We start from the raw sequence: 12,685 nt of genomic DNA, 5'->3' as shown, positions 1-12,685 counted from the left end.
GGGTTTCTCACTCCAGCCGGCCCAGGTCGGCCAGGGAGCCGTTGAACAGGAAGTCGGAGGTCTGGGTCATGGCCATGACCACGAGGTCGCGGGCGGGGTGGTTGAACCACGAGGTGCCGTAGCCGCCGTCCCAGCCGTAACGGCCGGGGACCGAGGAGATCTCGTCCGGCTCGGTGACGACGGCCACGCCGTACCCCCAGCCGTGACCGGCGAGCACGATGTCGCCTGACGCCCGCTGCCCGGCCGTCAGGTGGTCGGTCGTGATCAGCTCGACGGACCGCTCGGACAGCACCCGGCGCCCCCGGTGGACGCCCCCGGCCAGCAGCATGCGGGCGAAGGCCAGGTAGTCGTCCACGGTGGAGACCAGACCGGCCGCTCCCGAGGGGAAGGCGGGCGGCCTGGTCCAGGCTTCGTCGGCGGTGTGCGTCTGCGGCGTCAGCTCGCCGGTCGGGCCGGTCATGTAGTGGACCGGAAGCCTGCCGAGGTGCTCGGCGGGCAGGTGGAAGCCGGTCTCGGCCATGTCCAGCGGCTCGAACAGACGCGTCCTGAACACATCGCCGAGCGACATGCCCGTGGCGCGGGCGACCAGCACACCGAGCACGAGGGAGGCGGTGTTGTACTGCCAGCGCTCCCCCGGCTGGCACATCAGCGGCAGCGTGCCGAAGCGGCGCATCCACTCGTCGGGGTCGTGCGGCGTGCGGGGGTCGGGCGGGCCGGTGACGAGTTCGAGCTCCCGGGCCGCCTCGATGACGGGATAGGGCAGGTCGATCGTGGGGTACGGCGAGTCCGGCGTGACCCCGAAGACCAGGCCGTATCCCATCCGGAAGGTCAGCAGGTCCTCCACCGTGATCGGGCGTCCGGCGGGGACGGTGTCGTCGAGCGGGCCGTCGAGGCGCCTGAGCACCCTGCGCCCGGCCAGCTCGGGAAGCAGCCGGTCGACCGGTTCCTCCAGTCTCAGCGTGCCGTCCTCGACCAGGGTCATGGTCGCCGCGGCCAGGACCGCCTTCGTCATCGACCCGACGCGGAAGATCGTGTCGCGCCGCATCGGCTCGTCACCGCCCAGGGCCGTCGCCCCGATCGGCTCGACGAGCGTCTCGTCCCCCTGGGCGACGAGAAGCACCATGCCGGACAACTCGCCTTTCTCGACACGCGCGGCCATCGCCTGGCGCACCCGGTCGAACCCGGCTCGCAACGGAGAGGTTGTCATCGTCGTGCCTCCACGCTCAGGGCTCCCGCCCACCGGTACGGCGTCACCCCAACCCTGCCATCCCCGACCGACATTTCCCACGCGCATTCGGGGTACGGCGGTGCCGTACGACCGCTTCCGCCTCCGGAGGGAGGCGAAGAAAAGGGTGCCGTAAGCCGGAAAGAGGCTAGGAAAGAGCGGACATAAGGCTTTCCCATAGCTTTTCACAATCGCCTGACGGGTTCGCGGAAATTACCAGGACAGGCCCTTGTCGTCGTCGCGAACCAGTGGACGGGCATACACCGCCCACCTCAGGGCATGAATCCGGTCACACCCTCACCACCCGTACGGCCCCGCGACGCACCAGGTGTTTCGGCCGCCCCATAGTCCTCGTGACATAACACACGCCACGCGCACCACTCCCGGAACGGATTGAATCCACAAACCCTGGCGGACCAATTCACTGACTTCCGTGATCGCCGCGGGAGGGGCAATCTTGTCGGTGATCCTTCCGGCCGAAAAAACCTTCTCATCGGCTCGGGAAAAACACGGGAAAACTCATCGGGAGTCTGGAGAATCGAACATGGATCACGGAAGGAAAACAAAGGGAATCTTATCCGGATCGGGGACGCTGCTGGCGTGCGCCCTGCTGGTCGCCGGAGTCGGGGCCGTACCGGCGCAGGCGAGCGCGGCCGCGGTGAACTGCGGCGACACACTGACCGCGGACGCCGCCCTGACCGCCGACCTGGTGTGCGCCGGCGGCGGGCTGACCATCGCGACCGACGGCGTGACCCTCGACCTGGGCGGGCACGTCCTCACCGCGACCGGCCTCACCCTGCGGGCCTCGGGCGTGACCGTGAAGAACGGCAAGATCGTGGGAACGGGCGGGGAGGCGGTGACCGTGCAGCCGGGCACCACCGGCGGCACCGTGGAGGCGACGCTCTCCGACGTGCAGGTCACCGCGGGGGCGACCCGGGTGCAGGACGCGACCCTGACCGTGGCGGGCAGCAACCCGGCCCTGTGCCTCCTGACGGGCCTGACGGTGCTGAAGTCCACGGCGACGGTCGAGCAGTGCGTCATGCACGGGGAGGTCAGCGTCCAGGACTCCCCCGAGGTCACGGTGGCGTCGAGCACGCTGAGCGAGGGGAGGCTGACGACCGCCAGGTCCGGCGGCGTCTACAACGGGACGGTCTTCGACAACTTCCCGGTGACCGTCGCCGCCGACGCGGGTGAGGACGTCTTCCAGGACAACCTCTTCAGGAACGCCGACACCGCCCTTGAGGTCAAGGGCGGGCAGCGGACCACCTTCGACGGCAACGTCTTCATGAACAACTCCGTCGGACTGCTGAGCACCGGCGGCTTCGCCCTCACGACCGTGAAGAACAACGTCTTCCACAGCAACAAGACGGTCGGCCTGCTGGTCAACCAGAACCTCGCCGGGGTCAACCCCGACCCGGTGGCCGACAACATCTTCTTCGCCAACGGCATGACCCCCCGCAAGCTCACCGACCTGGGCGGCAACACCGTCCGCGGTGGCCTGCACCTGTTCACCGGCACCCTCACGCAGGCCGCCCTCACCGTGGCGCGCAACGGCGGCCTGGCCAACGGCGGCTTCCTCATCTGGGCCAGGCCCGGCTCGGTGACGGACGGCGGCGGCAACCGGGGTCCGTGCGGCCCCAAGCCCAAGTCCGGCCTCGCCTGCGCCTGACCCCGGCCTTCGACCTTGACGCTTGAGGCGGCTCCCGCCGGGACACGGCGGGAGCCGTTCAGTCGTCCGAGGTGATCCGTCGCTCGATCCGGTGGCGGATCCCGGCCGCGCGGGGGTCGTCGTAGTCGGCGAGCAGGCCGAGCGCCTTCGTCCAGTGCCGTCTGGCCGCCTCGGGGTCCTCCTCCACCAGGGACGCGCCGAGGGCGTCGAGGTCCAGGGCCTCGTGCCAGGTGTCGCCGAGCATGTGGTGGATCGAGGCGGCCTGGCGGTGGAAGTCGGCCGCCTCCCCGTGCCGGTCGAGCGCGTGGAAGGTCTCGCCGGTGCCGTACCAGGCCAGTGCCTCCCGGCTGCGGTCCCCGAGGCGCCGGTGGAGCGTGGCCGAGCGCTGGAAGGAGGCCAGCGCGTCGACGAACTGCCCGGCCGCCCGCTGGGCGTTGCCAAGGGCGATGAGCCAGAAGCCCTCAAGCCGGTTGTTCCTGAGCACGAGGGCGATCTCGACCGCCTCGTTCGCCGTGGCCAGCGCCTGTTCGACCTCGCCCCGTTCACGCAGGACGTCACTGAACAGGCGCAGCGCGTTGCCCTCGCCGCGTTTGCTCTCAAGGAAGCGGTGCATCTCCAGTGCGCGCCGTACGGCCTGCTCCGCCTCGGTGAGCCGTCCGGCGTGGTAGTGGGTGCTGGCGAGGTTGGCCAGGGTGGTGGCCTCCCAGTGCGCCGAACCCTGCTCCCTGAAGGCGGCGACGGCCCGCTCGAAGTGCTGCGCCGCCTCGTCCAACCGCCTCCTGCGGAGGTTGACCAGCCCGATGAGGTTGAGCGAGTGGGCCTGGCCGAGCCGGTCGTCCACCTCGGTCCAGATCGCCAGCGCCTGGCGGTGGCTCTCCAGGCTGTCGTCCAGGCGGTTGATCCGGACGTAGCCGATGCCGAACTCGGTGAGCAGCCGTGCCCGCGCGGGCAGGTCGCCGAGCCGTTCCGTCGCGGCCAGTCCGAGCCTGCCGACCTCCAGCCAGTCGGCGACCGGCGCCGAGGGCGGCTGGCTGTTGGCCAGCACGACCGCCAGCTGCCAGGTCAGCTCGTCGTATCCGGCGGAGATAGCGGTCCTGGCGACCTGCAGGAGGTTGGCGTGCTCGCGTTCCGACCAGTCGACGGCCGTGTCGTAGTCAGCGAAGGTCAGCGGTCGCACACCCTCCATGGGAGGTGTGAGCCGTATCCGGTTCTCGGCGGGGCCGATCCAGTTCTGGGCGGCGTCGGCGGTGTGCAGGTACCACTCCAGGACGCGGCGGAGCGCGGCCTGCCGGTCGTCGTAGGAGCCGTCCCGCTGCGCCTGGTCGGCGGCGTAGGCGCGCAGCAGGTCGTGGAACTGGTAGCGGCCCGGCGTCGTCTGTTCGAGCAGGTGGGCGCCGACCAGGGAGTCCAGCAGCTGCCGTGTCCTGCTCGGGGTCAGCCCGCCGAGCGCGGCGGCGGCGTGCAGCCCGAACTCGGGGCCCGGGTGCAGACCGAGCAGCCGGAAGAGCCGGGCGACCTGGTCGGGCAGCGCCCGGTAGGACCACGCGAACACCGTCCGTACGGCCCCGGCCTCCTCGTCGTCCCCGGTGCTCAGCGCGTCCCACAGGGCGGACTCGTCACGCAGGTCGGCGATCAGGTCGTCCAGCCGCATGTGGGGGTAGCTGACGGCTCGTTCCGCGGCGATCCGCAGGGCCAGCGGCAGCCGGGCGCACAGTCTGGCCAGCTCGGTGAGCTTGCTCTCGTCGTCCTCAGGACGGTATCCGGCGGTGACGGCCCGCAGCAGGGCGACCGCCTCCGGCTCGGGGAGCGTGCCCAGCGTCAGGCGGTGCGCCCCGTCGCGTACGGCGAGGATCGACAGACGGCTGCGGCTGGTGACGACGACCAGGCAGCCCGCGCTGCCGGGCAGCAGGGGGCGGACCTGGCTCACCATGGCCGCGTTGTCGAGGACGATCAGCATCCTGCGGCCGGCCAGCAGTGAGCGGTAGAGCGCGGCGGCGGCGTCGAGGTCCTGCGGCACCGAGTGGGCGCGGACGCCGAGGGCGACCAGGAACCGGTGCAGCGCGTCGTAGGCGGTTACCGGCTCTCCGGGGTCGTAGCCGCGCAGGTTGACGTAGAGCTGCCCGTCGGGGAAGCGCTCCTGGATCTGGTGGGCCCAGCGCAACGCGAGCGAGGTCTTGCCGACACCGGCCGTCCCGGCGATCACGCACACCGAGATGACCCTGGGGTCGCCGTCCTCACCGGTCAGGACCGCGTTCAGCCGTTCGAACTCCTCGACGCGGTTGACGAACCCTCGCACGTCCGCGGGAAGCTGGCGCGGCACCGGAGCCGGGGAGGCGCCCCTGTTCCTGCCGCCGTGGTCGTGGAAGTGCACTCCCCCGCTGACGTTCCTGGCCTGCACGACGTCACGTGAGGACCCCGACAGTTCGGAGTACGAACCGCCGGGGTGTTCTTCATCTTCTCTGTGCTTTTTGACGGCTACTCCGTTTTCGACCCGACCGTGGACGAGGAGAGGGAGGTGAGCTCCCGGTCGACATAGGACCTGACGTCCTCGCCCGTCTCGTAGAGGCCTCTGATGTAGTCCTCCCAACCCCTGACGAGGTGGGGAGTGGTGTAGCGGAACGCGCCGTCGGGGACACCGCCCTCGGTGTAGAGGACACGGTAGAGAGTCCGGCCGCCGAGGACGACCACCTCAGGAAGCGGGCCGCCGCGTTCGAAGGCCGCGACCGCCTCGGCGCCGACCACCCGGATCCGTTCGCCGCACTCCGCGCGCATCCGCAGCGAGCGCAGCTCCCAGCGCATGTACGGCGTGAGCGGCGTCTCGACGACCCGCACCCGGTGGAAGAAGGAGTTGCGGAGCTCGTCCTCACGCGTCATGGCGAGCAGGCTGTCCGTGCGCTCTTCGAGCAGCCGCATCGACTCGTCCCAGTCACCCCGGCGGAAGGCGTCGTAGCTGGGAACGGCCTGCTCCTCGAAGTGCTGGCGCCGTTCGAGCTTCCAGGAGTCACGGTTGCGAAGGACCGCCTCCCGCTGCCGGAAGTCGCGCCGGTAGGCCTCTCTGACGAGCCTTTCGCCCTGGGCGGGGATGAGGTGGGGAGCGCGGAGGTCAGACATCGGCGATGTCCGGTTTCGCGACGCTGAGCATGATGCCGGGGATGACGACCAGTCGCTCGTCCGGAGCGAGGGAGACGCCTTCCGGCAGACGCGGCTCGTAGACGGCGGTGAGATCTCTGCCGATCACCGCGATGTCACCGTTGTCCAGCTGCCAGATGTCGGGGCACTCGTCTCGACCGTCGGAACGGTCAAGCTCCTTGGCCGACTTCCCCAGGCGCCGTTGGAACAACGCGGACGGGTCAGCCTCCCAGGAACGAGCCATGCCTGCCTCCCAGTCGGCTTGGCCGTACGTGTGACTTGCACGGAGCATATGCGAGACGGCCTCCCGGAACAATGGAAAGTTCGCCTTCGCCGCCGAACATCACCCAAAAAACAAACGGCTAGCCCTAAACAGGATGAAAGCAGACCAATAACCGGCAATCACCCAACCCAGCCGAGAGGCCATGGACACCCCTGACCTGGGGATTGTCTCCACAGAAAGCCTTTTTCCCGTAAACGATCATGGCCTCGTATTCCGACGTCACCCCCTTTGGGCACCGTTTCCGGCAGACACCGGACGCCGAAGACACCAAGAACGGCACGCCCGAGATATCGGCCTCCGAAAAGCCGCTTCCGGCACTCGCGGGCGCCGTCATCCCGAGTACAGCCAGCACCACGAGAAGAGAGGCGCTGGTGGGATGTCGCCGGGTACGGCGTCGCCGTGAGGATCGACGGGCTCTTCCATCGCTCACGAACAGGAGAGGCCCGTGGCGAAGCGACATATCCCCATCGCCCTCATGATCGGCGCCGCCCTGGCCGCCGTGACGCCCGTACTGCCGGCCCTGGCGGGCGGATCACGCCCCACGGCCGTGGCGGTCTCCGACGTCCCCTGCCCGGTCGTGAAGGGAACGGCGGCCCGCTGCGGAGAGATCACGGTGCCGCTGGTCCGCGCCGACCCCTCAGCGGGCACGAACCGGATCGCCTACGCGCTGCTGCCGCGCACCGACGTCGGCCGTCCCCCGGCGGGAACGGTCATGGTGGTCAGCGGCGGTCCCGGCGAACCGGCGATCGCCTACGCGGAACGCTTCGCCGAGGACATGACCGCCCTGCGCGACGACCACGACCTGCTCCTGGTCGATCCGCGCGGCACCGGCGGATCGGAGCCGGTCGACTGCGGTGTCCCCGCGGACTACGACCTGCTCCCCAGAGAGCGGCAGATCGACGAGGTCGAGGCGTGCGGACGACGGCTCGGGGAGCGGGCACGGGCCTACACCTCGGCGGAGCTGGCCGACGACCTGGACGCCGTCCGCTCACGCCTCGGCGTCGACAGGGTCGATCTGTACGGCGTGTCCTACGGCACCTATCTGAGCACCGTCTACGCCTTCCGGCACCCGGAGCACACCCGCAGCGTCGTCCTGTCCGGGGCCTATCCCCTGCGCTTCGACCCGCTGGGCCGTCCGAACGCGCGGGCGGTCGAACGGGCCCTGCTGCGGCTGTGCACGCGCAGCGACGGCGCCTGCCAGGGTGAGAAGGCGGTCGCCAACCTCGAACGGCTGGCCGCCCGCCTGCGGGAACGCCCCATTCCCTTCGAGATCGAGGTCTCAGGGCGTCGCCGTACCCTGCTGCTCGACGAGCACATGCTCGCCCTGATCCACTTCTATGTGGCGAGCGGCAACGGCACCCCGCGGGTCTGGTCCGAGCTGCCGGCCATGGTCTCGCGGGCGGTCTCCGGTGACACGGCCCCGCTCGTCGCCCTGGCCGGGCAGCTCGCCGAGGGACTCGCCTCCCAGCCGCCGGAGAAGCGGGCCACCAGGGCCCAGGCCCTGTCGATCGTCTGCAACGACTATCCGACCGTGTGGGACCGGCGGGCCACCGTCGCGGACCGTACCGCCGCCTTCGCCGGGGCGCTGCGACGGGCCGAGGGACGGTTCGGGCCGTTCAGCGCGCGTGGCTGGACCGAGGCCGTGATGGACGGCGCCGACCTGTGCCTCAAATGGCCCCGTACCGGCCGGCCCGCGGGCCACGGCACCGCGCCCCGCGTCCCGGTGCTCGTGCTCTCCGGTGAGCTCGACACCAACACCCCCGTCTCCCAGGGGCGCCTGGCCGCGGAGCAGTTCCCGGTGAGCACCTTCGTGGAGGTTCCCTCCTCGGGACACGTCCCGACCTGGGAGGAGACCGGTTGCGCGGCCAGACTGGCGACGGCCTTCATCCGCACCGGCTCGACCGGTGACCGCTCCTGTCTGAAGGCCATCCCTCCCCTGCCGGTCACCCGCCTCCGCTGACCCTGCCGTACGGCGGGGCCCTTTTCGTACGGCGGGCCCCGCCGTACGAAAAGGTGTTGAGAGGTTGTCGGACCTCCGTGAGAGGCTGGGCGACGGTGATCAGGGCCGATCAAGATGAGAGGACCACGAGTCATGACCGACGACCGCGTTTCCCCCGCTTTCATCGCCGACGAACGCGCCATGCTGGACAGCTGGCTCGACTGGCACCGCGAGACTCTGGCCGTCAAGTGCGCCGGCCTGCCCGAGGAACGGCTCCGTGAGCGTTCCGTGCCGCCGTCGTCCCTGTCGTTGCTCGGCCTGGTTCGTCACATGGCCCATGTGGAACGCGTCTGGTTCCGCCGGGTGCTGGACGGCGAGGACGTCCCGCTTCTCTACAGCAAGGCCGAGGACCCCGACTCCGACTTCAACGACGTGGACACCGCCTCCGTGGAGGAGGCCTTCGCCATCTGGCGGGCCGAGATCGAGGTGGCGCGCGAGATCTCGGCCCGGGTGCCGCTCGACGCCGTCGGCAGGCAGCAGCGTCACGGCCAGGACGTCTCGCACCGCTGGATCCTCGTCCACATGATCGAGGAGTACGCCCGCCACAACGGCCACGCCGACCTGCTCCGCGAACGCCTCGACGGCGCCGTCGGCGAGTAGCCCACTTCTCTCTGCCATCAAGGAGCCGCGGCCAGGTTCGTCGAAGGGGAGTGAGATTCGCATCCTGTTCGCGTTCGATCCGGTCCGACGGGCAGTGCTGTTGGTCGCGGGTGACAAGGCCGGTAACCGGCAGCGTTGGTATGACACGAACGTGCCGCCGGCGGAAAAGCGATATGCCGAACACCTGCCGGAGTTGGCCAGCAGGGAGTACGAATGAGCGCGGTCAGCTGGAACGAAGTGAGGCGACGGGCCAGGGAGCAGCGTCAGGCCGCCGGGCTGACGGTACGGTCCGACGCCGAGAAGTCTGCCGCGATGGACCGGCTCGCGGCGGAGATCAGAGCGTACCGGCTCATGGAGATCAGGCATGAGCCGGACCTGACCCAACGCGACGTGGCCGCCGTCATGGGGGTCTCAAGCCCAAGGGTTTCGGCCATCGAACACGGAGACATCGACCGCGTCGAGGTCGCGACCCTGCGTTCCCACATCGAAGCTCTGGGCGGGCGTCTCCGCGTGGTGGCGGACTTCGGCGACGCCGAACACACCGTCGCCTGACCGACCCGTTCACCCAGCCGTTGGTGAAGGCGCTGGGCACCATCGGAGAGCGGCAGGGCTCTCGCACCGCTGGATCCTCGTCCACGTGATCGAGGAGTACGCCCGCCACAACGGCCACGCCGACCTGCTCCGCGAACGCCTCGACGGCGAGTGACCTTCTCCAGGGGACAGACCAGGTAAGCCGGAAAGGACCGGTGGTTGAGAGCCGGTCTCCCGGTGGCGCGATGTCCCCTCCGGTGCGAGCACCGGCTTTCGCCGCACCGCCTTGACGTGGACGGTCCCAGGTCGTCCATGGGCTGCCGGGCTGCGGATGCCGAAGTCGTCTCCCGAGGCGGAGAGGTCACCTGCCGGGCGGCGAAACGATTAAAAGGGCAAGAGGGATGTACACCTCCTGCCACTACCAAGCTATAGCGCATGGGGGGACTTGCCACAAGGCCCCGGTTGTGCTGCACAATCCCCCTTCGACACCGGAACGTACGGACATCGGGGGCCGTGAATGCGCGTTGTGTTGGTGACCTACGGATCACGCGGGGACGTCGAGCCGATGACGGGGCTGGCGGCGCGGCTACGGGCGCTCGGTACCGAGGTGCGGGTGTGCGCGCCGCCGGACTTCGCGGAGTTGCTGGACGATGTCGGCGTGCCGATGAGTCCTCTCGGCTGGCCGATCCGCGCGCTGGCGACGGGGGCGATCCCCGACAAGGCGAAGGCGGGCCTGTCCGGTATCGCCGCCGAGCTGACCGCCATGGCCTACGAGACGGTCGTCGAGGCGGCCGGCGACCGCGCCGCGGTGGTTGCCACCGGTTCCTTCCCCGCCGTGGCCGGTGCGCGGGCGGCGGCCGAGAAGCTGGGTGCGCCCTACGTGTTCGCCTCCCTCTCCCCCTCCTACCTGCCGTCGCCGCATCACGCGCCTCGTCCCTGGCCGGGCCAGGTGGTCCCCGAGGGGGTGACCGGCAACCGGGAACTGTGGGCCCTCGACGCCGAGCACAAGGACGCGTTGTTCGGCGAGACGATCAACAACCATCGGGCGTCGGTCGGCCTGCCCCCGGTGGACGGCATCCGCGACCATGTCTTCACCGGCCGCCCGTTCCTGGCGACCGACCCGGTCCTGGGTCCCTGGCAGGAGACGCCGGAGCTCGACGTGACGCAGACCGGCGCGTGGATCAGGCCGGACGAGCGCCCGCTTCCTGCCGACCTGGAGGCGTTCCTGGCCGCCGGGGACAAGCCGGTGTACGTGGGCTTCGGCAGTATGCCGATGCGGGGCGCGAGCGCCCAGGAGATCTCGCGGGCCGTCATCGAGGCGGTTCGGGTGCTGGGTCGCCGTGTCCTGCTCGGGAGCGGCTGGGCCGACCTGGCCGCGATCGACGACCGGGACGACTGCTTCGTCGTCGGCGAGGTCAACCAGCAGGCGCTGTTCAGCCGGGTGGCCGCCGTCGTGCACCACGGCGGCGCGGGCACCACGACGACGGCGGCCCGTGCCGGAGCGCCGCAGGTGATCGTGCCTCAGGTCGCGGACCAGCCGTACTGGGCGAGCCGGGTGACCGAACTGGGCATCGGCGCGGAACACGACGGTCCGACGCCGACCGCCGATTCGCTGTCGGCCGCGCTCAGGATCGCCCTGGCCCCCCAGACCGGTGCCCGCGCGGCCGTCGTGGCCGGGACGGTCCGTACCGACGGGGCGGAGCGGGCCGCGAGGCTCCTGCTCGACATGATCGGCCGGAGCGGATCCGGGTTTCCCTAGAAAGCGGCCCCACTCAGGCTCGCCGTCAAAAGCCGATGAAGGCGTTCCGCGCACTCGCACTCACCATGAACGGCACCTGAAAGAAAACCCCGGTGACACGAATCCCCACCCGGCCACGGAGCCATCTCAGGACAGTCACCTTGATTCGGTGGCTTCAGCTCGTCGTCGAGGGTCATGAGGGGTTCCCCGGGGAAGGGCGGCGCTCCACCGAAGATAAGCGCGGGAAATCTCTGGGAGGTCATGCCCCCGGCCACGGGACCGGCAAATCCGGGAGCCGTCGAATTCCGTATGCGGCCTGCTGGATGACCCGTGGAGGCGGACGCCAGGAGGTATTCTCCTGGCGTCCGATCATTTCATTCTCTTTCACATGAACCGGGAGTTGGTGTGGGAGCCGGGGGTTTCACATGGACAGGCGCCGTGATCGTGTCGATCATCTGGGCGATCGCTCCGTGGCCTGGGAAATGGCCCAGGAGGGTGATCCTCGTCGCCCATTTGCTGGCGACGGCGTATATAGCGGCTTCGATCCTCTCGGGATATCTGGCGAACCAATCGTTCTCAGGGAGCGACACCGTGAACGGCATGGTCAACGTGGGTTTCTTCCTGGCGCCCGGTGCGCTCATCGCGGTCTTCCGTCTGTGCCGTGACGTATGAGACGCTCACGAACCCCGCACCGATGTGTGAGCGTCATCCGGTGATGACGTCCAGGCCGCTCCAGTCGCGGGTGGCCGTGCCGAAGTCCTGGAACACGATCCACTCCCTGCCCTGGTTGTTGGTGGCGTAGGCGGTCGTGGTGCCCATCGCCTGGACGCGGTCGCCAGCCAGGGAGAACACCGGGCCTCCGCTGTCACCGGGCCGACCGGCCGTGCCGTCCTTCCACGCCGAGATCAGGTCGTTGTAGCACTCGTGGTTGCCGTAGAGGTCGGTGCCGCAGCCCGAGACGATGGTCCCGTCGACCGTGTAGCCACACTTGGCGCCGGACGTCGTGCCGGAGAAGCAGAGCGACTGGCCCCCAGCGGTCCAGCCCCAACCGGCCACCCCCTTGGTGAAGTCGTTGACACCGGGGGTTCCGTCCCAGATGCGCCCGCCGGTGTCCGCCCTGACGAGCAGCAGGTCATGGGCGGTGTGCTCGTGCGTCGCCCGGCCGATGACGTTGCCCGCCCCGCTGAGGAAGGTGTCGCCGATCGCTCCGCAGTGTCCGGCGGTCAGCAGATATCGCTGGGACTGCAGGGTGACTCCGAAGCCGCCGGTGCAGTTGTACTGCCAACTGCCGTTCCCGCCGCAGCTCGGGCCGCTGAACTTGTCGTTGTGGATGGCCACGCCCCCGTACCAGTCCGGGGAGTCGTCGCAGCGGACCGCGACGGTCCTGAACGGCTCGCCCTGGGTCACGGCCACCGGGACCCCGACGTCGGGGACCGGCGCGAGCCCACGTGCGGACAGGGACCGGACGGCCTCAAGACCGCTGCCGTCGGTGAGCGCCTTGACCATGTGGA

The 12,685-nt window shown here is 69.7% G+C and carries 12 protein-coding genes and 1 pseudogene; 8 read left to right on the top strand and 5 right to left on the bottom strand.

Annotation, left to right across the window (positions count from 1 at the left end; translation table 11 throughout):
• Nucleotides 1-7: 7 nt before the first annotated feature.
• Entirely contained in the window at nt 8-1,207 is a 1,200-nt protein-coding gene (locus ABZ463_RS27945) for a serine hydrolase domain-containing protein (protein ID WP_362780535.1), read from the bottom strand.
• Nucleotides 1,208-1,769: 562 nt separating this feature from the next.
• Here ABZ463_RS27945 and ABZ463_RS27940 point away from each other — a divergent pair.
• On the top strand, nt 1,770-2,894 hold the full coding sequence (locus ABZ463_RS27940; RefSeq protein ID WP_362780532.1) for a right-handed parallel beta-helix repeat-containing protein: 1,125 nt from the start codon (nt 1,770-1,772) through the stop codon (nt 2,892-2,894).
• 58 nt (nt 2,895-2,952) lie between these two features.
• Here ABZ463_RS27940 and ABZ463_RS27935 read toward each other — a convergent pair whose 3' ends face one another.
• The 3 genes from ABZ463_RS27935 to ABZ463_RS27925 all read right to left on the bottom strand — a co-directional run bounded on the left by ABZ463_RS27935 (nt 2,953) and on the right by ABZ463_RS27925 (nt 6,267).
• Nucleotides 2,953-5,292, bottom strand: coding sequence for a tetratricopeptide repeat protein (locus tag ABZ463_RS27935; RefSeq protein WP_352015181.1), 2,340 nt, complete (start codon nt 5,290-5,292; stop codon nt 2,953-2,955).
• 77 nt (nt 5,293-5,369) lie between these two features.
• A complete protein-coding gene (locus ABZ463_RS27930; protein WP_362780529.1) occupies nt 5,370-6,005 on the bottom strand; it encodes a DUF6879 family protein in 636 nt (211 codons plus the stop codon).
• Complete coding sequence (locus ABZ463_RS27925; protein ID WP_352015179.1) at nt 5,998-6,267, bottom strand: hypothetical protein; 270 nt, start codon at nt 6,265-6,267, stop codon at nt 5,998-6,000. Before ABZ463_RS27925 ends, ABZ463_RS27930 begins: the two co-directional genes overlap by 8 nt.
• A gap of 484 nt (nt 6,268-6,751) precedes the next feature.
• Between ABZ463_RS27925 and ABZ463_RS27920 the strand changes: the two genes are divergently transcribed.
• From ABZ463_RS27920 to ABZ463_RS27890, 7 genes and pseudogenes are all read left to right on the top strand, one after another.
• Nucleotides 6,752-8,266 carry an alpha/beta hydrolase gene (locus ABZ463_RS27920; protein ID WP_362780526.1) on the top strand — a complete coding sequence of 505 codons (1,515 nt, stop codon included), beginning with the start codon at nt 6,752-6,754 and terminating at the stop codon, nt 8,264-8,266.
• Nucleotides 8,267-8,398: 132 nt separating this feature from the next.
• On the top strand, nt 8,399-8,905 hold the full coding sequence (locus tag ABZ463_RS27915) for a DinB family protein (RefSeq protein ID WP_352015177.1): 507 nt from the start codon (nt 8,399-8,401) through the stop codon (nt 8,903-8,905).
• Between the two features lie 16 nt (nt 8,906-8,921).
• Nucleotides 8,922-9,122: a type II toxin-antitoxin system RelE/ParE family toxin gene (locus ABZ463_RS27910; protein WP_352015210.1), complete on the top strand. Its 201-nt coding sequence runs from the start codon at nt 8,922-8,924 to the stop codon at nt 9,120-9,122.
• Nucleotides 9,119-9,457, top strand: a complete 339-nt coding sequence (locus tag ABZ463_RS27905) for an XRE family transcriptional regulator (RefSeq protein ID WP_362780523.1) — start codon at nt 9,119-9,121, stop codon at nt 9,455-9,457. Before ABZ463_RS27910 ends, ABZ463_RS27905 begins: the two co-directional genes overlap by 4 nt.
• 25 nt (nt 9,458-9,482) lie before the next feature.
• A pseudogene (locus ABZ463_RS27900) lies at nt 9,483-9,611 on the top strand (DUF664 domain-containing protein); the annotation flags it as partial.
• Nucleotides 9,612-9,953: 342 nt separating this feature from the next.
• A complete protein-coding gene (locus ABZ463_RS27895) occupies nt 9,954-11,195 on the top strand; it encodes a glycosyltransferase (protein ID WP_362780521.1) in 1,242 nt (413 codons plus the stop codon).
• Between the two features lie 417 nt (nt 11,196-11,612).
• Nucleotides 11,613-11,846 carry a hypothetical protein gene (locus ABZ463_RS27890; RefSeq protein ID WP_362780518.1) on the top strand — a complete coding sequence of 78 codons (234 nt, stop codon included), beginning with the start codon at nt 11,613-11,615 and terminating at the stop codon, nt 11,844-11,846.
• A 33-nt stretch (nt 11,847-11,879) separates the two neighbouring features.
• Here the strand turns inward: ABZ463_RS27890 and ABZ463_RS27885 are convergent, their stop codons facing one another.
• Nucleotides 11,880-12,680: a hypothetical protein gene (locus ABZ463_RS27885; protein ID WP_362780516.1), complete on the bottom strand. Its 801-nt coding sequence runs from the start codon at nt 12,678-12,680 to the stop codon at nt 11,880-11,882.
• Nucleotides 12,681-12,685: the final 5 nt, after the last annotated feature.

It is taken from the genome of Streptosporangium sp. NPDC020145 (genome assembly GCF_040631275.1).
Taxonomy (GTDB): Bacteria; Actinomycetota; Actinomycetes; order Streptosporangiales; family Streptosporangiaceae; genus Streptosporangium.
Note: the sequence above shows the minus strand (reverse complement) of the source record. Positions and strands in the feature narration are given on the sequence as shown.